At 36.6% G+C, this 21,757-nt stretch carries 22 protein-coding genes; all 22 read left to right on the top strand.

Features of this window, described 5'->3' with window-relative positions:
* The first annotated feature begins 35 nt into the window (after nucleotides 1–35).
* Nucleotides 36–671, top strand: coding sequence for an acyltransferase (locus KXJ59_RS06960; RefSeq protein WP_295202457.1), 636 nt, complete (start codon nucleotides 36–38; stop codon nucleotides 669–671).
* Nucleotides 672–718: 47 nt separating this feature from the next.
* Nucleotides 719–1,468, top strand: a complete 750-nt coding sequence (locus KXJ59_RS06965) for an aldolase/citrate lyase family protein (protein WP_295202459.1) — start codon at nucleotides 719–721, stop codon at nucleotides 1,466–1,468.
* Between the two features lies 1 nt (nucleotide 1,469).
* A complete protein-coding gene (kdsB, locus tag KXJ59_RS06970; RefSeq protein WP_295202463.1) occupies nucleotides 1,470–2,249 on the top strand; it encodes a 3-deoxy-manno-octulosonate cytidylyltransferase in 780 nt (259 codons plus the stop codon).
* Nucleotides 2,246–3,175 (top strand): phosphoglycerate dehydrogenase, encoded by a 930-nt coding sequence (locus KXJ59_RS06975; RefSeq protein ID WP_295202465.1) that lies wholly within the window; start codon nucleotides 2,246–2,248, stop codon nucleotides 3,173–3,175. Before kdsB ends, KXJ59_RS06975 begins: the two co-directional genes overlap by 4 nt.
* 9 nt (nucleotides 3,176–3,184) lie before the next feature.
* A complete protein-coding gene (locus tag KXJ59_RS06980) occupies nucleotides 3,185–4,225 on the top strand; it encodes a Gfo/Idh/MocA family oxidoreductase (RefSeq protein ID WP_295202468.1) in 1,041 nt (346 codons plus the stop codon).
* 10 nt (nucleotides 4,226–4,235) lie between these two features.
* A complete protein-coding gene (locus KXJ59_RS06985; protein WP_295202471.1) occupies nucleotides 4,236–4,874 on the top strand; it encodes an SIS domain-containing protein in 639 nt (212 codons plus the stop codon).
* 16 nt (nucleotides 4,875–4,890) lie between these two features.
* Nucleotides 4,891–5,661, top strand: coding sequence for an inositol monophosphatase (locus KXJ59_RS06990; RefSeq protein WP_295202474.1), 771 nt, complete (start codon nucleotides 4,891–4,893; stop codon nucleotides 5,659–5,661).
* Nucleotides 5,662–5,664: 3 nt separating this feature from the next.
* A complete protein-coding gene (locus KXJ59_RS06995; RefSeq protein ID WP_295202477.1) occupies nucleotides 5,665–6,297 on the top strand; it encodes a cyclase family protein in 633 nt (210 codons plus the stop codon).
* Between the two features lie 301 nt (nucleotides 6,298–6,598).
* Complete coding sequence (locus KXJ59_RS07000) at nucleotides 6,599–7,846, top strand: hypothetical protein (protein WP_295202478.1); 1,248 nt, start codon at nucleotides 6,599–6,601, stop codon at nucleotides 7,844–7,846.
* 5 nt (nucleotides 7,847–7,851) lie between these two features.
* On the top strand, nucleotides 7,852–8,958 hold the full coding sequence (locus KXJ59_RS07005; protein WP_295202482.1) for a hypothetical protein: 1,107 nt from the start codon (nucleotides 7,852–7,854) through the stop codon (nucleotides 8,956–8,958).
* A complete protein-coding gene (locus tag KXJ59_RS07010) occupies nucleotides 8,939–9,952 on the top strand; it encodes a polysaccharide deacetylase family protein (RefSeq protein ID WP_295202485.1) in 1,014 nt (337 codons plus the stop codon). Before KXJ59_RS07005 ends, KXJ59_RS07010 begins: the two co-directional genes overlap by 20 nt.
* Nucleotides 9,953–10,324: 372 nt before the next feature.
* Nucleotides 10,325–11,188 (top strand): hypothetical protein, encoded by an 864-nt coding sequence (locus KXJ59_RS07015; protein ID WP_295202488.1) that lies wholly within the window; start codon nucleotides 10,325–10,327, stop codon nucleotides 11,186–11,188.
* Nucleotides 11,189–11,227: 39 nt separating this feature from the next.
* On the top strand, nucleotides 11,228–12,205 hold the full coding sequence (locus KXJ59_RS07020) for a glycosyltransferase family 2 protein (protein ID WP_295202491.1): 978 nt from the start codon (nucleotides 11,228–11,230) through the stop codon (nucleotides 12,203–12,205).
* A 16-nt stretch (nucleotides 12,206–12,221) separates the two neighbouring features.
* Nucleotides 12,222–13,313, top strand: coding sequence for a glycosyltransferase family 4 protein (locus tag KXJ59_RS07025; protein ID WP_295202494.1), 1,092 nt, complete (start codon nucleotides 12,222–12,224; stop codon nucleotides 13,311–13,313).
* A gap of 71 nt (nucleotides 13,314–13,384) precedes the next feature.
* The gene (locus tag KXJ59_RS07030; RefSeq protein ID WP_295202496.1) at nucleotides 13,385–14,851 is read left to right on the top strand and encodes a radical SAM protein; all 1,467 of its coding nucleotides are present in this window, start codon (nucleotides 13,385–13,387) and stop codon (nucleotides 14,849–14,851) included.
* A gap of 122 nt (nucleotides 14,852–14,973) precedes the next feature.
* Nucleotides 14,974–16,155, top strand: coding sequence for a glycosyltransferase family 2 protein (locus KXJ59_RS07035; protein WP_295202498.1), 1,182 nt, complete (start codon nucleotides 14,974–14,976; stop codon nucleotides 16,153–16,155).
* 33 nt (nucleotides 16,156–16,188) lie between these two features.
* Complete coding sequence (locus KXJ59_RS07040) at nucleotides 16,189–16,740, top strand: sugar transferase (RefSeq protein WP_295202501.1); 552 nt, start codon at nucleotides 16,189–16,191, stop codon at nucleotides 16,738–16,740.
* A 16-nt stretch (nucleotides 16,741–16,756) separates the two neighbouring features.
* Nucleotides 16,757–17,449 carry a WbqC family protein gene (locus KXJ59_RS07045; protein ID WP_295202503.1) on the top strand — a complete coding sequence of 231 codons (693 nt, stop codon included), beginning with the start codon at nucleotides 16,757–16,759 and terminating at the stop codon, nucleotides 17,447–17,449.
* A 56-nt stretch (nucleotides 17,450–17,505) separates the two neighbouring features.
* Nucleotides 17,506–18,441, top strand: a complete 936-nt coding sequence (locus KXJ59_RS07050; protein ID WP_295202505.1) for a glycosyltransferase family 2 protein — start codon at nucleotides 17,506–17,508, stop codon at nucleotides 18,439–18,441.
* 444 nt (nucleotides 18,442–18,885) lie between these two features.
* A complete protein-coding gene (locus KXJ59_RS07055; protein ID WP_295202507.1) occupies nucleotides 18,886–19,548 on the top strand; it encodes an acetyltransferase in 663 nt (220 codons plus the stop codon).
* A gap of 3 nt (nucleotides 19,549–19,551) precedes the next feature.
* On the top strand, nucleotides 19,552–20,457 hold the full coding sequence (locus KXJ59_RS07060; protein WP_295202510.1) for a hypothetical protein: 906 nt from the start codon (nucleotides 19,552–19,554) through the stop codon (nucleotides 20,455–20,457).
* A gap of 36 nt (nucleotides 20,458–20,493) precedes the next feature.
* Entirely contained in the window at nucleotides 20,494–21,651 is a 1,158-nt protein-coding gene (gene rffA / locus KXJ59_RS07065; RefSeq protein WP_295202512.1) for a dTDP-4-amino-4,6-dideoxygalactose transaminase, read from the top strand.
* Nucleotides 21,652–21,757: the final 106 nt, after the last annotated feature.

Raw genomic sequence — 21,757 nt, forward strand, 5'->3', positions numbered from 1 at the left:
CGTATAGCGACAGTTCTAATCTAACGAGTAGCGAAATGAATAAGCTTAAGATAATAGTAAAATTATTCAGGAAAGATGATTTTCGTTTCTTCTGTTATCAAAAATATTCCCTCTTACTGGGGAAAATATCAACTCATATCAGCCTTCTCTTTTATGGGAAAAGATTGAAAATTACCCGACCGTTCAATGTTTGGGGGAAAATACGTTTTGCAATACTCGGCGAGGGAAAGATTACTATCGGAAAATATTTGCATGCGGTATCAGCTCGTAAGCGTTCTGTTATAACACTTTTTACACCCTGCCACATTTCGTTGATCGGAGATGCAACGATAACTATCGGCAATAATGTAAGCCTTAATGGAACTACCATTACTTCTCGGGCATCTGTTTCGATAGGCGACAATACACAAATAGGCCCCAATACCATTATTATGGATTTTGACGGACATCCCGTATGGCCTCCAGAAGACCGATGGGAAAAAAAAGGACCTGCAGCACCCGTAGTGATTGAAAATGATGTATGGATCGGGATGAATTGTTTGATTCTGAAGGGCGTAAAAATTGGTCACGGTTCTGTTATAGCTGCGGGTAGTGTGGTTACAAAAAATGTAGAACCTGAATCCATTTATGGAGGTAACCCTGCAAAGAGAATTAAAAGTATTATCCCATAATTATAGATAATATGTCTAATTAAGTTGCTAATCAAATGAAATAATTTATGGATAATTCTCAAAAAATAGAGCGCCCTTATACATTAGGTTCATGGATAACAATTGGCCATCCATCGATAGCAGAAGTTATGGCAGATGCAGGATTTGATTGGTTATGTATCGATCTGGAACATTCTGTTACTGATTATGCAGAGGCGCAGCAATTAATCATGGCAATTCAAGGTCGCGGATTAAAAGCATTTGTGAGGGTAGGTGAAAATAATACACGGATTATCAAGAGAATACTGGATGCAGGTGCGGATGGTATAATTGTGCCTAGTGTTAATTCGGCAGAAGAGGCCAAAAAAGCTGTAATGGCGCTTAAATACCCGCCTATCGGTGCAAGGGGAGTAGGTCTGGCCCGTGCACAGGGGTATGGATTTGGATTTGAAAAATACAAGACAGAGATTGCGAATGAGATTAAACTGATCGTTCAGATCGAACACTATAAAGCTATTGAAGAGCTTGATTTAATTCTGCAGGTGGAAGGGGTTGATGGAACCTTTATCGGTCCTTATGATCTGTCTGGTTCAATGGGTAAACCAGGAAACTGGGACGATCCGGAAGTAATAGAAATATTAAACAGGTATGAAGTAATTGCCAAAAAGTATAATAAGCTAATAGGCTTTCATGTAGTACCGCCAGATTATTCATTAGTGATAGAAAAAGTGAAAAAAGGCTACAATTTTATTGCATTCAGCTTCGATGCTAATTTTATGGGTCAAATGATCCGTGATCAATTAAAACTAAGGAAATAGTATGAAAATTCTTGGAGTTGTTCCAGCTCGAATGGCCGCAAGCAGGTTTCCCGATAAACCTATGAAGCAGATACTCGGTATGCCTATGGTTGAGCATTGTTACCTGAGAAGTGCCATGTGCCCCTTACTTGATGAAATAGTTGTTGCTACCTGTGATTCGTCAATTTATAATTACATCACGGATAGTGGTGGGAAAGCTGTAATGACTTCAGACCAGCATGAAAGGGCTACCGAAAGAACAGCCGAGGCACTTCTGGTGCTGGAAAAAGCGAATCCCGATCATAAATATGATATCATAGTTATGATACAGGGTGATGAACCTCTGATTGATCCTGAAATGATCAGCCAGGTGGTAAAACCTCTTCTTGACGGCAAAAGACAGGTTTCTAATCTCATGGTGTCTTTAGCAACCAAGGAAGAAGTAACCAATCCTAATAACGTAAAAGTGGTTACTGATGTTAATGGCAATGCATTGTATATGTCAAGAGAACCAATTCCTTCAAAAGAAAAGTTCAAAGGACAGATTAATTATTTCCGTCAGCTAGGTCTTATTGCCTTTACTAGGGAAGCATTACTAAGATTCATCGCTTTACAGCCATCGGAACTTGAAAAAATAGAGTCTGTTGATATGAATCGTTTTCTTGAGAATGGCGTCTCTATTTGCATGGTTGAAACTAAGTTTGAGGTCGATGCAGTTGATACACCGGAAGATTTAGTTCGTGTGGAAGAAAAAATGAAAAAAGATACATTGTACAAGAAATATAAAGAATCGATTTCATGAAGGTAAAAGTTTCAAATGTGGCTTTCTCAAAGAATCTTTACCTGATTGATAAGTTGCAATCAGAGTTCCCGGATGCTGTTATAAATGATAAAGGGAAAAGGATGGGTAAAGACGAATTGATCAATTATTTTTCTGATGCTGAGGCTGCTATTGTGGGTTTGGAAACGATTGATGCCGATCTGCTCGATAAACTTCCGCAGCTTAAAATGATTGCCAAGTTCGGTGTTGGTCTTGATAATATTGACTTGGAAGCCTGCAGGCAAAGGAATGTAACAGTTGGTTGGACAGGAGGTGTTAACAGACGATCTGTGGCTGAAATGACTCTTGGTTTTATGCTTGCATTATCTCGTAATCTTTTTTCTACATCCATCCAGCTTAAGGAAGGAAACTGGAACAAAAATGGCGGATTTCAGCTAACCGGGAAAACAATTGGTATTGTGGGATTTGGCCATATAGCCAGAGAATTGGTATTACTTTTAAAGCCCTTTAATTGTAATATCATCGTGAATGATATCATTGATCTTTCGCCAGTTGCTTCAGCATATGGAGTATTGCCGGTTTCAAAAGAAGTGTTATACAGAGAAGCGGATATTATTACAGTACATACACCGCTTACAGTCGATACAAAAGATCTCTTTAATATGCGTGTCTTTGAAATGATGAAGTCTTCATCGTTTCTTATCAATACGGCAAGGGGGGGGATTGTTAATGAAGTTGATCTTAAGTCCGCCCTTCAACAAAAAAAGATAGCAGGAGCTGCATTGGATGTTTTTTATGAAGAGCCACCTGTAGATACTGAACTGTTACAGCTGCATAACCTGATTTGTACACCCCATACTGGAGGTAATTCATATGAGGCTGTGGTGGCAATGGGTATGTCGGCGTTAGAACATCTTGTCAATTATAAAATAACCAGAAGCAAATAATAATCTACAATGGATAAATTAAAAGTGGGTATTGCAGGATATGGAATAGTCGGGAAAAGACGACATCAGTTTATTGATTCTCATCCCTCATTGCAGGTAACTGCAATATGTGAACAGAATTTTACTGGTTCTTCAGTTGCACTGCCCGGTATATCCTGCTACAACAATTACAAGGAACTTCTTGAAAAAGAGCAATTAGATGTATTGTTTGTTTGCCTTACCAATAATATTGCAGCTGAGGTTACCATGGCTGCTTTAGAAAAACAACTGCATGTTTTCTGTGAAAAGCCGCCAGGAATGAATGTTGAAGAAATCAGAAATGTGATAGCAGTTGAAAAAAAATATCCGGACCTCAAATTAAAATACGGGTTTAATCACCGGTACCATGATTCGGTAAAAGAGACACTTCGGATAATTCAATCGGGAGAGTTAGGGGAAGTAATTAACTTGCGTGGGGTATATGGGAAAAGCCGTATCATACCATTCTCGGGAGGCTGGCGCTCAAAACGGGAGCTGGCAGGTGGTGGAATACTGCTGGATCAGGGAATACATATGGTGGATCTCATGCGCTTGTTTTGCGGGGAATTCGAACAGGTAAAAAGTTTTATATCCAATGATTTTTGGGGACACGATGTAGAAGATAATGCCTATGCTATCATGAAGGACCGGAAAGGACGAATAGCAATGCTTAATTCTTCTGCAACCCAATGGCAGCATAAGTTTAATCTGGAAATATCCCTTTCACAAGGCTACATAGAACTGCATGGTATATTATCAGGATCTAAAAGCTACGGAGAAGAAAAAATTGTTATTGGTCTTAGAGATGAAGAGTCGGATAACGGACAGATGGAGCAAAAAACCATCAAGTTTTTACAGGATAATTCATGGCGCGATGAAATCTTTGAATTTGCATCCGCTATCATAGAAAAAAAACCGATATTATCCGGGACTAGCTATGACGCACTTGAAACTATGAAGCTTGTTTTTAGTATATATTACAGCGATGAGGTATGGCGTAAACAATACAATATTAATAACCCAAATCAATAATTGAAATAGTATGAATAATCTGGACAGAATTTACCGCGAAAATCCTACTGAAATAGCTTCTTTCAGTAAAGGATACTGTGATTACCTGATAACCCTTTTACAAAAACTGGATCATAAGCAGTTAGCAGATTGTTTTCAGCAGATGGAGGAAGCAAGACAAAACGGCAACACAATTTTTGTAATAGGAAATGGAGGATCTGCATCAACTGCATCTCATATCGGGAATGATTTTGGACTCGCAGTGTTAAAGAAAACAAACAAAAGTGTTAATAAGTCTTACAGGGTACTTGCACTGACCGATAATATGTCGGTTATCTCTGCAATCGGTAACGACAGTACCTATAATAATATTTTTTTAGATCAATTAAAAGTTCATTATCGCACAGGGGATAAACTCATCGTTATTTCTGCTAGTGGGAATTCTCCCAACTTAGTGTCAGCTACAGAATGGGTTAAACAACAGGGTGGAATTGTAATTGGCTGGCTCGGCTTTGATGGCGGTAAACTAAAAGATATGGTAGACTTGCCGATCGTTATAACATCTCCCAAAGGCGAATATGCACCTGTGGAGGATATGCATCTGATTATTAACCATATCATTGTTACATGGATGCAGTTTCATGTTCTGAAAGAAGATAATCTCTTATAATTAAATTAACGTTCTTTTGTTATCAGAAACACATATTGAGATTGCTAAAAATGCCTTGGATAAAGCCAGAACAATAGCTCTTACATACTTTAATAACCCTGGTATATTAAAGAATGAGTTCAAGGATATAAAAACACTTGTTGATCTGAAAATGAATGAGTGTCTAATTGAGGAGCTTTCTCGCACAGGTTTCCCCATTCTTTCGGAAGAATCAGAATTGCAGAATGAAATATTTCCGGAATGTGGCTGGGTAATTGATCCATTGGATGGAACATTCAATTTTACCAGAAAATTTCCCTGTGTAGGTATATCAATAGCATTCATGGAAAACCGAATTCCATCTTATGGCTTTGTTAAAGATATTTTCAACGATATCACTTACAGCTGTGAACCCAATAGGAAAGCAAATAAAAATGGATACGAGATGAACGTATCGGATGAATCGAAACTGGGTAATGCAATACTTGCAACCGGGTTTCCTTCTGGTAGCAATTACGAAACCAATGAATTATTGACTTTCATTTCAAACGTACAGGAGTTTAAAAAAATCAGGGCTATCGGTTGTGCAAGTCTTATGTTGTGTCTGGTAGCAGAAGGTATATTTGATGTGTATTATGAAAAAGGAATATACATTTGGGATGTTGCTGCCGGTCTTGCTTTAGTGCAGGCTGCAGGCGGTAAGTATTTGCTTAAAGAAATGAGTGATCCCTTTAAATACGAAGTTGTGGCTTCCAATCCCTTAATTTTTCGTACAGCCTGTCAAAAATTAACAGGTAACCTCTCCTAATTTATGCAACCAGTTTTCTTGTCTTATTTTTATGAAGAATCAACACCTGTTTATGGTGGTAAAACAGACACCATATCTTTCATTCCGAACAGTTCAATAAGTAAAGGGGATACCGCAAATAGTGTTACAATCAATCTTCCTAATCATTCGGGAACACACCTGGATTTTCCCAGACACTTCAGCGATGATGGGAAAACCTGCTCAGATTACCCTCCGGCTTTCTGGATATTTGAAAAAGTAGGTTTTCTCGCATGTAATATTGAAGAAGTTCCAACAAAAATAGCGGAACTTCAGACCGATATCGAATTGCTTATTTTAAAAACAGGATTTGGAAGCAAAAGAAATGAAGAAGTTTATTGGTCTTCCCAACCGGTAATTCCTGCTTCATTCGGGCCACTTCTCAGAGCTGCATTCCCTCAATTACGCGTTTTTGGTTTTGATCTTATTTCATTAACAAGTAAACTCGACAGGGCAGAAGGGAAAAAAGCACATTTGACTTTTCTTATTGAAAATGATATACTGGTTCTGGAAGACATGAACCTGCAGGATTTAACCATATCTCCATCTAAAGTAATCATCTGCCCTATATTGATAAAGGATGCGGATGGGACACCATGCACCGTTATTGCATTTTGAATCGGTGTATCCACATTTGACTATGATGACAGAAAATCAGTTTCTGGATCTTTGTGCCACCTGCAAAGCAATATTGCAGTCGGGCGATTCTTCTATTCAGCGTGTTGCCATTCCATGGATGCATCCCATTAGGGAGCATCCTATCGCATTGGAAAGATATGCTGACCTTTTCAGTAAACCAAGATGGACGGCAGTTGTAAAAAAGCGTATTAAATCCCGGATTCTTCATACATGTATATGGTTAAGACAGATATACAGGGCTGTATCACGCGGAAAAAATTATTGGCAGAATAACGATGTATTGCCGAATGAGGTTGATTGTTTGTTTATTTCACATGTTGTAAATCCATCCCACTTAAGTAATACAGATGATTTTTACTTTGCCACGATTCCTGCTGAGTTAGTGAGAAGAAACTATAAGGTTTTGGTCGGATACATCAACAATCTGGGCCCTTTTGAGAAGAATATTAAAAGCAAAACGGTAAAGTCATTATTTTCTAAATTGTATTTTACCGATTCGTTATCTCTGAGTAAAGAGTTGGGTATTCGGAAATCGTTACGTCGAGAGTCAAGCATATTGAAACGTAATGCCCGCAATGCAGAAAAAATACTTTTCAAACAGGTTTATGAAACAGCTTCTCATGAAATATTATCAGGAGAAGCTCAGGCATCGTTAAGAATTTTTGAACAGGTAAAAGAAGTTATTAAAAAAGTAAACCCGAGGACGATAGTAATACCGTACGAAGGCCATGCTTATGAGAGAATTTGCTTTGCAGCAGCGAGATCTCAAAAACCGGAAATAATCTGTATTTCCTATCAGCATACTGGTATATTCAGATTGTCAAATGCTATAAGACAAAAACTTGCAGACCAATATAATCCCAATATTATTCTGGCACCGGGAAGTGAAACAAAAGATGAACTCAGAAAACTGCCAGAATTTGAGCAAATTCGAATAGAAGTGCTGGGATCCATTCGGGGAGTAATTGAAACTGATACAACATCTATATCAGCAGTAGGGAAACAACCCGCATGTCTTGTGATGCCTGAAGGTATAATACCTGAATGTGTGCTGTTGTTTAAATTTTCAATTCAGTGCGCCTACATAAGACCGGATATTAATTTTATCTGGCGACTTCATCCGAGTGTTTCCTTTGATCAAATAATGTCGCAGGAAACAATATTTAAAAATCTCCCTGCTAATATTATTTTTTCCTCCAATACACTTGAAACCGATATTGAAAACTGCAGATGGGTGCTTTACAGAGGTACGACGGCTATCCTGAAAGCAATATCCGGAGGACTGCGTCCTTTTTATTTACAAAACCCTGGTGAGTTAACGATCGACCCGCTTTATAAACTCGATAAATGGAGAATCAATGTTTCGGAACCTGAAGAACTCATTCGCTGGATGTTACATGATATCAATTCCGAATTCATGGATTTTTCAGCTAATCTCCCGATTGCCATGGCAGCATGTAAGGAAAGGTTCTCAAGTCTTGATATTGATGTGCTCGTTAATATACTTAATGAACGAATAAGTAACTGATCTGAATGCCTGTAATACGCGAAGCTGTGTTTGAAGATTGCTGGCAGGTAGCAGACCTGCAACGCAAATTTGGTTTAGAACCAGATACGCCTGAAGATTGGGAAAGGTTGTGGGTTAATAATCCTGCTAAACATGCCAATGTTCCCATTGGGTGGATTTTGGAAGAAAAAAAACAAGTTGTAGGTTTTCTGGGTAATGTATCACGCAGCTACGACCTCGCTGGGAAAGAAATAAAAGCAGTAGCTGCAAGAGGATGGGTGGTAGAACCCGACTTTAGGAATATGACAGTTTTGTTACTCTCAAAATATCTTAATCAGAAAAATGTAGATATACTGCTTAATTCAAGTAGTAACGATAAGGCTTATCATGTTTTTGTGAAAATGGGATCAAGAACAGTTCCGCTCAATGTTTATGAAAAACTGCTTTTCTGGGTTACAAATGGACAAAACTTCATTACCTCGGTTGCAGCTTACCTGCGGATGCCGCCAGTTTTGAGCCGGGGAGCTGGATTAATCGGAGCCTTTTTTTCTGCGTTACCGGTATGGGGTATAGATTATTACATGAATCGTAAAATCACAATACTGTCAAACAGATATGTGATGAGGGTTATTGAACCAGATATGATAGGTAATGAATTCGATCGGTTATGGGAAATCAAAAGGTCTGAACATACAAGGTTTTTAGCAGATCGTTCTTCTTCAAAATTAAAGTGGCATTTTTCAAAAGAGGCATTTGACACACGTATAATATGTTGTTATGAACAAGGGGAACTGAAGGGCTATCTTGCTATAGCAAAAATGCGAAACGGTAAAACAGATTTTATACGACATGTAATTATTGACCTGATAGCACTGAATGATTCCCAGTTGGTAGTAGAATATTTAATAGCTTCAGCTTATAAGTTTTCCCGGTCAGAGAAAGCAGTAGCTATGGAAATATTAGGGTTTAACGATGAGATAAGAAAAGTTGTCAAAGGAATGAAAGCTATGGGGCGAAAAAGTTTCCCTACACCATTTACATTTAAATTGGTCAACAAAGATCTATCACAAGATCAGTTTGAAAAAAAAGATATCTGGTATCCATCGCTTTTCGATGGAGATAGTAGTCTTTGATGATAAGTTATTGTATTATAGAAAAAAAAGTACTTTGCTTTTACGGGATATTATAAAAGTGCCGTTGGGTAAATTATTTTCCAATCTGCCTTCAGCAAGGAAAATAATCAAGAATGGCATTACTGTGTTTGTATATCATGAAGTGACAGATACCCCTAGTCAGTTTTCTTTGGATTACGGGCTAGCTGTTTCTACTGGCACATTTCGTAAACAAATTAACTGGATAAAGAAAAACTTTACAATTGTTCATCCTGAACAACTGAATAGTAATGCTGAATTACCTCATTCTGCAGCCCTCATTACGTTTGATGATGGTATGCTGAGTAGCTTCGAAAATGGTCTTGCAATTCTGGAGGAAATGAATGTGCCGTCATTATTCTTTCTTAATATGGGCTCTGTAATTGAAAGAAAACCTTTAATTTCTGCAATAGCGTGTTTTATGGGGCAACAATCTCCTGCGTTTAAGGGGTATTGCAGCTCAAATCAAATTGAACCTCCGTACCATCTTACATTAAGGCCTGACGTTGCCAGAGTTTTTTTTGCTGAAAATTCTGAAATGAATGATGAAGCCATTTTGGCGTATCAAGGAAAATTTGCAGAGATAGACTTGGTTATGAAATGGAGTACTTCAAAAAATGTAATTTATGGAAATCATTTATATGAGCACTGGAATGCCGAGGCACTGAGTGATCAGGAATTTATGGACCAATACATTCAAAATGAACACTTACTTTCCAATTTAAATAATTCAGTGAAATACTTCGCTTTCCCTAATGGACAGCCTGGTACTTGTTTTACAGAACGTCATATTATGTTGCTGAAACGTTTGGGAGCAGAGCGTATTTTTTCTTCCTCAGGGAATATCAATGTCAATAGTGAAAATTTTTTACTAGACCGGATCAGTTTTGGTAATTATGACAGAACCAGTGGTGCGATGTGGTTTAAAGTTGGTCTTACGTATCTAAAAAAAAGTTTGCATAAATTATTTTCTTAAGTAATGCAGAAGTTTAGCGAAAAAGCACATTTTGTGTTGTTATTGCCCTCTCTTATCATTACAATGGTATTGGTAAATCAGTCTGACAAACTATTCATACTGATTGGCCAGTTAACAGGGTGGGTAAGTTATATTTTTGCTGGGTTAGTTGTATTTAACTCATTTCAGAATAAACTATGGATCTATTTATTATTTCTCCTCATTATTATTACTAAAGCACTTGCGATTCTATCTGGCTCATCTACAATTGAAACCCTGTACATTGTTTGTCAGAATACACTTTTCTGCATGGCAGGAACAATAATTGCTTTCCTGAAACCCAATCTTGTGTATAAGCAAATAATGGTATTCTGTATTCTGAATGTGGTCTTTATGATTCTTCAGGTTACGGGATTGGGAGGGCAGCTGGCAATGATTTTTACAACACATGGAGAAGCAGGGCAAACCCCTGTTTTAACTTTTTTTAAGGAGGAGGCTGACTTGAATTATCTTCTGATACAAGGTCGTCCTGCGGGTCTTACTCAGGCAAATATTATTCTTTCACTAATCATTATTTTCGCTATTGCAATTCATTTCTCACGTCAATACAACGTTTTCAAATGGGGAACACCACTCCTTAGTTTGTTGATTATATTGTCGATGGCTAAAATGGCATATTTCGGATTTATTGTTTCTGGCTTGATCATCTTGATCTGGGGTAGGCGTTATCAAAAGATACGAATACTGAGAGCCGCATTTTTCATTATGGTATTTTTATTTACATATACTTTACTGTTTCCGGGCTTAGCTTCTGTTAACCTTTCTAAGGAAACAATTGATGCCAGTATTTTCTTGCGTGCCAATGATATTATGTTTGCATTAAATCCGGAATACCTTATTGGTGAAAACAGACCATTTTTTGAAGGAACAAGTTTTTTTTATGATGGTGAAGAAGGTGAATACATATCTGGTATTGCAAGTGTTCTGGCAAAAGTATATGATCATCTCACGTTGTTTGTAACAGGATTAACTTTGATGGTTTTTTTATATGTATATGGGCTTAGAAAATTGAAGACCAAATTTAAAAGTATACGACTTAAAGTCATAACGGTATTGGTTATTATATGCATATTTCCTGTCACGCACCCTATCTGGCCTTTCCAGATTTATTGGTTTATGCTTGGTTATGGATTATTGCCATTTTATTTTTATATCCATCCCCGTTTTATTGAGAAACAGGTATACCAAACTACATGATTTTATCTTAAACTTACCTCATCGTTACATAATATATAAATGACTGGAAATATAAATTATACAGCATCAGATCTGGCTTTCCTCGTACCTACCAAGGACAGACCTGAAAAAATTAAAAACCTCTTAAACAGTCTTGTAATACAAAGCACTAAATGCAACAGGATCATTATAATAGATGGTGGAGAGAGTATCGAAAATGTGGTAATGAGTTATAAGGACCGATTGCCTGTAGAGTATTATGAATGCAAGCCACCCGGACAGATCAGGCAGAGAAACATGGGGATTGCCTTACTGGATAACAGAACCCGACTGGTAGGCTCTTTAGACGATGATATCGTTCTCATGCCGGATGCAGTAGAGAAAATGATAGAATACTGGAATACACTACCTCAGGAAACAGCAGCTGTTTCTTTCAATATTATTAACTGTAAACCCGAAAAGCATACCTGGTTAAAAGGGCTAATGGGCCTTACAGGGCCTCAGCCAGGTAAGGTACTGAGATCTGGTATTAATACACCCATATTGTCGATAAATGAAAACATCTCTTCGCAATGGGTTTGTGGAGGAGCTACAATATGGCGGCAGGAAATACTGAAAACGTACACTAACTCACCACAAGATGCAATGTGGGCCAGCTCAGAAGATTTAAACTTTAGCTACCCCATAGGGAAGCTTTATCCGCTTTTCGTATGTGCAGATGCAAAGGTTAATCACGAACATGTATACGATCTGAGGATAAAACGAAAACACCGTTACTACGGACGTACAGAAACCCTTTGGCGTTTCTTTTTTGTTGAATCTAATCAAGAACTTTCACGTACTGTTTTTCTATGGTCACAGGCAACCACCATTGTTGCAAGATTTATTAAAGGAATTATTTCTTTTCAACCAAGACATTTTGAGTTCGGGCTAGGACAGATTGAGGGAGTGATATCCGGATTGAAGGCAATTGTAAAAAAACAAGACCTGAAAGAATTGCTCAACGAAACAAAAGCAACTGCAAAATCCATCAAATAGGAATTCGGGAGTATCGATGAAAAGGAAGAATATTTTACTTGCAATTGGTTGTTCAAAAATCGGGGGTGCACAAAAAGTTTTTGCTACAATTGCGAAGCAGTTGGTAAATGAAGGCCATACTGTAACAGTTGTATTGCCTGAAGGACCACTTGCCATAATACTTCGTAAAGAAGATATTATAACCGTACCGGTAAAATACAAATCCCTGCAGGGAATAAGAACTATAGCTAAATTGCTGAAGAGGAAAGAGATTGATATCGTAAATACACACCTTACCAATTGCAGTTTTCTAATCGCTGTTATCAATATCTTTTATCGAAAAAAAATATGTTGTGCATTGCATAATGCGATTATTCATGAAGGGCTGGGAAAAGTACAAAAGCTTATTTATCCTTTTTTATATTTTCTCATATATAAACTCAGCAACGGCATAATTGTTAATTCTGAAAAGAATAAACAGCATTTTATAGAAACAGCTCGTATCGATCCTGATCATATCAGGGTTATATACAATGGCATCAACGCAAGTGAATATGCTGATGCTGGCAATGTGTTAAAGCAACCCGGTCAAAAATTTCAAATTGGATATATCGGCCGGTTGTCAGTTGAGAAAGGTGTGATTTATCTTATTGAAGCGTTGACACAACTGCATGAAATTGATTTCGAATGCAAAATAATAGGCGAAGGCCCGCTCCGTTCGGAATTGGAAAATGAAGTTTTGTCAAAACAGCTGGGTGACAGGGTGAAATTCCTTGGTTTTCAAGAAAATGTTGTCCCTTTTTTTTACCAGATGGATGTATTTGTACTGCCTTCGCTAAACGAAGTTTTACCCATTACCATCATAGAAGCTTTTGCGCTTAAAGTGGTTACCGTGGCTGCAGCGGTAGGAGGTGTGCCGGATTTAATTACTAATGAACAAACAGGTATGCTTTTCCCAGCTAAAGACACAAAAAAACTAGCAGAAAACATTAAATGGATCTACAATAATGCAAGCGAGAGACAGCGGATGATTGAAAATGCATATGCCAAATTTATCCATACTTTTACAAGCGATGCAATGCTCAGACAAATAACTGATTATTACGATTTTATCATTTATAAATCATAGGATAATCTTTTTTAGTATTTAGAATAGCATTATATTTGCACTTCATATAATAAATTCCTTATATTATGTTCATGGATGCCTTATTTATTAACGGGCCATTTTTGGATGGTTTTTCACGAGAATCACGAAGTCCGGCTGTTACAAAAAGCGGGACCTTGTATTATCCAGCCTGGTTGGCGTATGCCTGTGGTTATGCTGAAAAAAAGGGATTTAACTGCAAACTGGTTGACTCGATAGCAGATAAAATTTCATTTAATGATAGTGTAGCTCTGGCAAAAAATGCAAATCCACGTATAGTTGTTATTGGAACCAGTACACCAAGTATTGATGCAGATCTGGAGTTTGCAAAAGCAGTAAAAGAAAGTCTGCCTTCATCACTCGTCGTTTTGGTAGGAACACATGCAAGTTCTATGGCCGATCAGATTGTGCTTGATAATGACTTCATAGATTTGATCGCAAGAAGAGAATATGATCTTACCATTGTTGAATTACTTGAATGTTTAAAGGAAGGTAAGGACTGGACAGGCATATTAGGGATCACCTATAAGCATAATCAAAGTGTATATTTTAATCCAGATCGTCCGTATATTGAAGATCTCGATATTATCCCATTCGGTGCGGAGATATATGCCAAACATCTTACTATTGAGAATTATTTTTATGCGCACGTTCGATTCCCGATGATCTCAATTTTCACAAGCCGGGGATGTAATGCTAAGTGTTCTTATTGCCTGTATCCTCAAACAATGTTTGGAAAGTTCAGGGCCAGATCTCCCAAAAATATTGCAGATGAATTTTTGTGGATAACGCAAAATCTTCCTGCTGTGAAAGAAGTCCTTATTGATGATGATACATTTACAATGGATAAGGAGCATGCAAGAGAGGTAGCAAGGGAGTTGATAAAAAACAACAATAAATTGCTGTGGACATGTGAGGCGAGAGCTAATCTGGATTATGAGACCCTGGTGTTGATGCGTAAAGCTGGTTGCCGATTAATTGTAACAGGGTTTGAATCTGTGTCTCAGGAAGTTTTGAACAATGTAAAGAAGGGTATCAAGCAGTCGAATGTAGATGATTATGTAGATTCAGCCAATAGAGCTGGTATCAAGATACATGCATGTTTCATGGCTGGAAATCCCGGTGATACAATGGAAACACTGAATGCAACGCTTGAGTGGGCCCTTACAAAGAAAAATTTCGATACTGCACAGTTCTTCCCATTACAGGTTTACCCAGGTACAGCTGCCTACAAATGGGCAGAAGAGACAGGTTACCTCAAAAAACAAGGATTCCGTGACTGGATTACACCATCAGGCATGCATAATATGACGATCCTTAATAACGATAAGGGATTAACTTTCCAGCAATGTCTTGATTTTTGTGACTACGCGAGGAAGAAGTTTTATCTAAGACCTAGTTTTATTTACAAGAAAGTTATTCAGGGAATTAAAGAGCCGCAGGAATTTAAAAAGAATATAAAAGGATTTTTCAAAATATATAAATACCTTTTCAAGAAAGTATCAAAAGAAGTTAGTTAGTATTTGTATATATGAAATATCGGCTTAGTAAGATAAAAGAAGAAAGGAATAACAAGTTGTTATTCTTTCTTCTTTTAATGAGGTTCTGTCATTAATCACTTTACCAGTAAGTTTTATTTAAGATGCAGTTGTTTTTCTGGTTACTAGTATTTTTTGTTGTTTACGCATACTTCGGATATCCGTTAGTATTAGTCCTTTTAAATAAGTTGCTGCCTTATATCAGAAAAAATCAAACAATTTCTGAAATTGCGATAAGTGAATGGCCTACAGTTGATCTTTTAATTGCGGCGTATAATGAAGGGAAAATAATTGAAGCAAAAATACTAAATGCCATTTCCTTAGATTATCCCATCGATAAATATAATATCTATATAGCCTCCGACGGATCTACTGATCAAACTAACGACATAGTAAAAAAACTGGCTAAACAATATCATAATGTTCATTTACTCGAATTTCCACGAACAGGTAAATCTGGGATATTAAATGCTGCTATAAAATCTTTGAAGGGAGATATCGTTGTTTTTTCTGATGCTAATACTGAGTATGCAAATGATTCAATAAAAAAATTGGTATCAAACTTTGCCAGAACTTGTGTTGGATGTGTATGCGGACGCTTGATTTATAGAAATCCAGGTCAGGTAGTAAGTGGAGTTGGGGAAAGTTTCTATTGGCGTTATGAGACAACTCTAAAAAAACTGGAAAGTAATATTGGATATATAGCCGGAGCAAATGGTGCTATCTATGCCATACGTAGAAAGTTATTTACACCATTTCCTAAGAATACGATTAATGACGACTTTACCTTATCCATGAAAATTGTTGCAAATGGTCATAGAAGTATATATGATGATACTGCAATTGGATATGAAGATGTAGCTCCGTCAATGGAGTCAGAATTCAAGCGTCATGTAAGAGATGGTGCCGGACACTATATAGCGATTATTCACTTATTGAAATTGTTGAACCCTTTATTGGGTATTCGATCTTTTATATATTGCTCACACAGAATTATACGATGGGCAATCCCTTTTTTACTGATTATTCTTGTATATATAAACTATCAACTGATTGAAAGCCCTCTGTATGAGTTTATTTTTTATTCTCAATTGGCTTTCTATTCAATTGCTTTATTAGGCTGGGGGTTATCATTATTTATGAAACTACCGTTTATAGTTTATATCCCCTTTTATTTTTGTAACCTTAATCTGGCGTTGTTAGTTGGCTTTTTTAAAGCTGTTTCAGGTACACAGAAGGCTAAATGGGAAAGTACAGAAAGAGCTACAATTGTTCAAACCTCGTGATGCGTTCAACAATCGCAATTATTATTTTATTGTATGTACAGTAGAATTATAGCCGTTTTATTGTTTATACTCACATCGCCAGTTTTTGTGATAGTTAGTATATGGATTTATTTAGAAGACGGGGGACCTGTTTTTTTTAAACAGAAAAGAATAGGAAAGGGGTATACTTTTTTCCAGATTTATAAATTCAGGTCTATGAAAAAAGAAACACCTAACGTTGCTACTCACTTACTAACCAACCCTGAATTTTTTTTACTTAAAAGCGGAACATTTCTTCGGAAATTAAGTTTAGACGAACTGCCAAACTTAATTAATATAATTAAAGGGGAAATGGTATTTGTTGGCCCAAGACCTGCACTGTATAATCAGACTGATTTAATGGAATTAAGGAAAAAAGCCGGAATAGAAAACCTTAAGCCGGGTATTACAGGCTGGGCACAAATAAACGGCAGAGATGAGATATCTCTGGAGGAAAAAGTTAATCTAGAGAAATATTATCTTACAAACAAGTCTCTCTTTTTCGATAGCAAGATTATTTTTCTCACTTTGTTTGCTGTTTTTTTACGCAAAGGTGTAAAGCACTAAGCATCGGCTTTATTTTATGAAAAAAGTCTGTATTACACAATCGAATTATATACCCTGGAAAGGATATTTTAAAAATATAGCTGATGTTGATGTTTTTGTTGTTTACGATGATGCACAATATACCCGTAGAGACTGGCGTAATCGTAACCTGATAAAATCACCTGATGGTTTAAAATGGCTAACAATACCAGTAGAGGTAAAGGGTAAATTTCATCAAAAAATTAGTGAAACACAAATAAGTAATACAAACTGGCCGCTTGATCATCTAAAAACGCTGAAGCATTTCTATTCTAAGGCTTTACATTATAAAGAAGTAAAGAGTTTAATAGAGGAGTGGTATCTGAGTGTACCTGCCACTAATTTAAGTGAAGTTAATTGTCATTTTATCAAGCGAATCTGCAGCTACTACAACATAAATACTGAAATAGTATCATCAAATACATTAACTTTTGAAGGAGATAAAACTACGAAGCTGGTTAATATATGTACGCAGCTTAATGCGACAGATTATTTTACCGGACCCGCAGCTAAATCGTATCTTGATGAAGTTCAGTTTTCAACTAATGGTATTAATGTTCACTATTTTAATTACGAAGGATATCAAACATATAATCAGTTATACCCACCATTCATGCATGAAGTTACTATTCTTGATATGATGTTTAATATTGGAGATGGTGGTCGTGATTTTTTTGTTGCAGGAACTTAGTTGAATATTTTATAGTTCTCAAATTGATCTTATAAAAATTTACAGCATAGTATATAATGTGTGATATATCTATTATAAGTCCTGTTTACATGGCTGACGCAATAGTTGACGAACTCGTTAGTCGTATTTCTGATTCTGTTCAAAGAATATCGGAAAAATATGAAATTGTATTAGTCGAGGATGGGAGTAGTGACCAAAGTTGGAAGAAGATAAAAAGTAATTGTTATAAAGATTCTCGTATTAAAGGGGTCAGACTTAGTAGAAATTTTGGACAGCATTGTGCAATAACCGCTGGCCTTAAAATCGCTACCGGTAACTGTGTAGTCGTGCTTGATTGTGATTTGCAGGATGATCCTATATATATTGCAGATCTGGTAAAAAGACATAAAGAAGGATTTGATGTGGTTTATACCAGGCGAAAGAAAAGACGATTTGGGTTGATTAAAAATCTGTTTACTCGTTTGTTCTACAAAATTTATAATTACCTGGTCAGCGATGTTTTTGCTAAAGGAACAGATCTGGTTGGAGGATATTCGCTTATATCCAGAAAAGTTGTTAATGCTTATTTGGAAGTTGGGGATTATCGCCGTCAGTATTTGATGATTATTAAATGGCTGGGGTTCCGTCACAGTTTTATTGAAATTGAACATGCAGAAAGACATAGCGGAAGAAGTTCCTATAGTGTAAAGAAACTGATACAACATGGAATTGATGGGATTACTTCTCATTCAGTTAAGTTGCTTAATTTGATGACATATTTTGGATTCCTGCTCTCATCCTTATCCTTTATAGCAGGTATTACTCTCATTATAAGCTATTTGTATACACCGTTTCAAGCAGGGTGGACAAGTATATTTGTACTGATTCTATTTATTGGCGGTATTATTATTTCATGCGTAGGCGTTTGTGGCATATACATAGGACGAATATTCGAACAAGCCAAAGGACGGCCAATGTATTTAATAGATGAAACAATCAACGTTGAGCACTGATTATAGCAGCGGAAAAAGTAAGTAGTCCCTTCACCGGAAAAGCAGACTGTGTTCCTGGATTTATATAGTCTAAATACGTAAGATAGTAGGCAATTTAGTTCAGCTAAAAACCCCTTTCATTAATTTCATTTTTCCTTAAGTCAGGAAGCCAACGTTTTGAGGTTTAATGGAAATCGCTGTTATAAATTTTTTAGTTATTGAACTGACTAAAATGGATAGTCTGTAGTTCACCCAAAACGGATTTTCATCGGCCCTTCCAAAAGCGAGTAATAGAATGTTTAACTTTATAGAAAATGAGTAGTAAGAGAATGATTGTTCAGGTACAACATACCCGGAATCTTTGATAGTCTGAAAGCTTCAGTACTGAAATACTAAGCAAAACTACTTGATCCATGATTGTATTTCTTTCTAATGCTAACTAAAACAATTTAAGAGCGAAAAGTCATGAAAAAGAGAATTATTATCATAGGTCTTTCAAACAATGCGAAGCTAGCAGCCTATTATTTTCAAAATGATAGTATATATGAACCAGTTGCTTTCGTGGTAGATCCGGAGTATAAAACAATGGAGTCGTTCTTTAATCTTCCTGTATACACATTTTCGTCTATCATAACTGATTTTCCTCCTAATGAATTTTCCGCATTTGTTGCAGTTGGTTACAGTAAAATGAACCAGACTCGCGCTTTGCTATACAATAGAACAAAAGAAATGGGCTATCAATTAGTCAACTATATCAGCTCAAAAGCTACTATTCTGACCACTGAAACTATGGGCGATAATAATATGATATTAGAGGATAATACAATCCAGCCATTTGTGAGTATTGGTTCAAATAATGTTTTTTGGTCCGGTAACCATATTGGTCATGATGTAAAGATCGGAGATCATAATTTTATAAGTTCACATGTTGTTGTTTCGGGGTTTACTGAAATAGGTAATTATTGTTTTTTGGGAGTTAACTCAACTTTGCGGGATAGTATCATTATTTCAGATAAGACACTTATAGCAGCCGGAGCAGTCGTTCTTCAAAATACGGATCCGGAAGATGTGTGTTTGTCAGCTAAAGGAACTGTAATGCCTAAAATGAGTTCGAAAATTAAAATTTGACCAATGAAATGGAAAAAGGTTGGCCGAATTTTTGAAAACTCTGGTGTGCATCCGAAACTACAGACGCATGCTGCTAATCCTTTGGCTTTACCCCTTACGGAAAATGTTTACAGGATATTTTATTCAGGCCGGGATGCTGATAATCGTTCTTCCGTGTCATATTTTGATTATGATTTTGAACGGATGATTCTAGTAAAGGATCACGTAATACCAGTAGTTGTTCATGGTGGTGAGGATAGTTTTTATTCTCATGGCATCAGTCTTGGGAATTCCTTTGAAGTGAACGGTAAGAAGTATATCAATTTTATGGGATGGCATATACCCCCGAATGAACACTGGATGGGTAAAATAGGCCGTTTAGCAGTTGATGATACATTAAATACTTTAACCGTAGATCCGGATCAGCCATTTATAGATATTGATCCGGCAGATCCCATAAGTTTATCATATCCATGGATTCATTATAACCATGAAGTATACCAGATGTGGTATGGCTCAACCGTTTATTGGAATAGTGAAACAGAAGAAATGCTTCATGTCATCAAATATGCTGAGTCGCGAGATACAATTACCTGGAAGAAAATGGAGAAGTCAGTACCTCATATTATCGGACATTCTCAGGCTTTTTCCAGACCTTCCGTAATTCAGCATGAAGACGGTTATGATATGTGGTTTTCCTATCGGGGTAAACTAAACAGTAAGTACAGAATAGGCTATGCTACAAGTCCAGATGGGATTGAATGGAAATGTGAGTATGATAAAGTAGGAATTGATGTTTCAGCGAATGGTTGGGATAACGATATGATTTGTTATCCTTTTGTTTTTTTCAGGAATAAATCTTTATATATGCTTTATAACGGAAACGGATATGGTAAGTCTGGGATTGGCCTTGCTATACTAGATAAGTAATTTATTTTCCCAAAATTAGTACGATAACCTTTTTTAATGGATAATCAGCATATCGCCTTTAATAAAGTATACTTAACAGGTAATGAGTATAAATATATTCAGCAAGCTATTTCCAATGCAAAAATTTCAGGGGGTGGTTTTTATACAAAGAAATGTCAGACTTTATTAGAACAGAAATACGGTTTTTATAAATGTCTTCTTACCAATTCATGTACAGCGGCTCTTGAAATGGCTGCAATATTGATTGGAGTTAAGCCGGGCGATGAAATAATAATGCCCTCATTTACTTTTGTTTCAACTGCAAATGCCTTTTTGCTGAGGGGAGCAAAAATTGTTTTTGTTGATTCTCAACCAGGTCATCCAAATATGGATGCGTCATTGATAACATCATTGATAACTGAAAAAACTAAAGCAATTGTAGTTGTACATTATGCGGGTGTGGCATGTGATATGGAAAAAATCATGTCTATAGCAGTAGCAAACAACTTATTCGTTGTTGAAGACGCTGCACAGGCGATTGACAGTTTTTATCATTTTTCAGATGGAACACGGAAGCCACTTGGTGGTATTGGTCATTTAGGTGCATTTTCTTTTCACGAAACAAAAAATATAAGTTGTGGGGAAGGGGGTGCTCTAATTATTAACGACCCTTCATTTGCCGAGCGATCTGAAATTATATGGGAAAAAGGAACAAACCGCTGTTCTTTTTTCCGGGGGGAAATTGATAAATACAGATGGGTTGATATTGGCAGTTCTTTCCTTCCATCAGAAATAACTGCAGCTTTTCTCTTTGCTCAGTTAGAAATGATAGATGTAATTCAGCAAAAAAGGAAAGATATCTGGACTTTATACAATTCTTTATTCACTGAGAAAAAATTGAATAGTATATTCAAGATTTCTGAAATTCCCGGATATTCAGATAATAATGCGCATATTTTTTATCTTGATTGTATTACAAACGATAAACGAAAGAACCTTATTGAATATTTAGCTAAAAATAACATTAATGCGATATTTCATTATTTGAGTTTACATAAAAGTCCGTTCTTTCTTGAAAAACATGATGGCAGAGAATTGCCGCAAAGTGATTATTATTCTGACACCCTTCTTCGATTACCCCTTTATTTGGAATTGACAAAAGCAGATATAGAACGAGTAGTACAAACAATTAGCGACTTTTCAAAGAATGAATGATTATACAATTATTGAAGGATTTAAATGTTATAATCCAGAAGTGGCTTTTAGTAACAATGGATTCTCCCCAGAGGCATTTGATATCTTGCATAGTACTGAGCAAACA

Origin of the sequence: Sediminibacterium sp., assembly GCF_019264485.1 — a bacterium.
GTDB lineage: Bacteria > Bacteroidota > Bacteroidia > Chitinophagales > Chitinophagaceae > Sediminibacterium.

Excerpts from the sequence above, each read along its gene's own strand:
- KXJ59_RS06960 (WP_295202457.1), top strand. The coding sequence starts at position 36 with ATGAATAAGCTTAAGATAATAGTAAAATTATTCAGGAAAGATGATTTT.
- KXJ59_RS06965 (WP_295202459.1), top strand. The coding sequence starts at position 719 with ATGGATAATTCTCAAAAAATAGAGCGCCCTTATACATTAGGTTCATGG.
- kdsB (WP_295202463.1), top strand. The coding sequence starts at position 1,470 with ATGAAAATTCTTGGAGTTGTTCCAGCTCGAATGGCCGCAAGCAGGTTT.
- KXJ59_RS06975 (WP_295202465.1), top strand. The coding sequence starts at position 2,246 with ATGAAGGTAAAAGTTTCAAATGTGGCTTTCTCAAAGAATCTTTACCTG.
- KXJ59_RS06980 (WP_295202468.1), top strand. The coding sequence starts at position 3,185 with ATGGATAAATTAAAAGTGGGTATTGCAGGATATGGAATAGTCGGGAAA.
- KXJ59_RS06985 (WP_295202471.1), top strand. The coding sequence starts at position 4,236 with ATGAATAATCTGGACAGAATTTACCGCGAAAATCCTACTGAAATAGCT.
- KXJ59_RS06995 (WP_295202477.1), top strand. The coding sequence starts at position 5,665 with ATGCAACCAGTTTTCTTGTCTTATTTTTATGAAGAATCAACACCTGTT.
- KXJ59_RS07005 (WP_295202482.1), top strand. The coding sequence starts at position 7,852 with ATGCCTGTAATACGCGAAGCTGTGTTTGAAGATTGCTGGCAGGTAGCA.
- KXJ59_RS07010 (WP_295202485.1), top strand. The coding sequence starts at position 8,939 with ATGGAGATAGTAGTCTTTGATGATAAGTTATTGTATTATAGAAAAAAA.
- KXJ59_RS07015 (WP_295202488.1), top strand. The coding sequence starts at position 10,325 with ATGATTCTTCAGGTTACGGGATTGGGAGGGCAGCTGGCAATGATTTTT.
- KXJ59_RS07020 (WP_295202491.1), top strand. The coding sequence starts at position 11,228 with ATGACTGGAAATATAAATTATACAGCATCAGATCTGGCTTTCCTCGTA.
- KXJ59_RS07025 (WP_295202494.1), top strand. The coding sequence starts at position 12,222 with ATGAAAAGGAAGAATATTTTACTTGCAATTGGTTGTTCAAAAATCGGG.
- KXJ59_RS07030 (WP_295202496.1), top strand. The coding sequence starts at position 13,385 with ATGGATGCCTTATTTATTAACGGGCCATTTTTGGATGGTTTTTCACGA.
- KXJ59_RS07035 (WP_295202498.1), top strand. The coding sequence starts at position 14,974 with ATGCAGTTGTTTTTCTGGTTACTAGTATTTTTTGTTGTTTACGCATAC.
- KXJ59_RS07040 (WP_295202501.1), top strand. The coding sequence starts at position 16,189 with ATGTACAGTAGAATTATAGCCGTTTTATTGTTTATACTCACATCGCCA.
- KXJ59_RS07045 (WP_295202503.1), top strand. The coding sequence starts at position 16,757 with ATGAAAAAAGTCTGTATTACACAATCGAATTATATACCCTGGAAAGGA.
- KXJ59_RS07050 (WP_295202505.1), top strand. The coding sequence starts at position 17,506 with ATGTGTGATATATCTATTATAAGTCCTGTTTACATGGCTGACGCAATA.
- KXJ59_RS07055 (WP_295202507.1), top strand. The coding sequence starts at position 18,886 with ATGAAAAAGAGAATTATTATCATAGGTCTTTCAAACAATGCGAAGCTA.
- KXJ59_RS07060 (WP_295202510.1), top strand. The coding sequence starts at position 19,552 with ATGAAATGGAAAAAGGTTGGCCGAATTTTTGAAAACTCTGGTGTGCAT.
- rffA (WP_295202512.1), top strand. The coding sequence starts at position 20,494 with ATGGATAATCAGCATATCGCCTTTAATAAAGTATACTTAACAGGTAAT.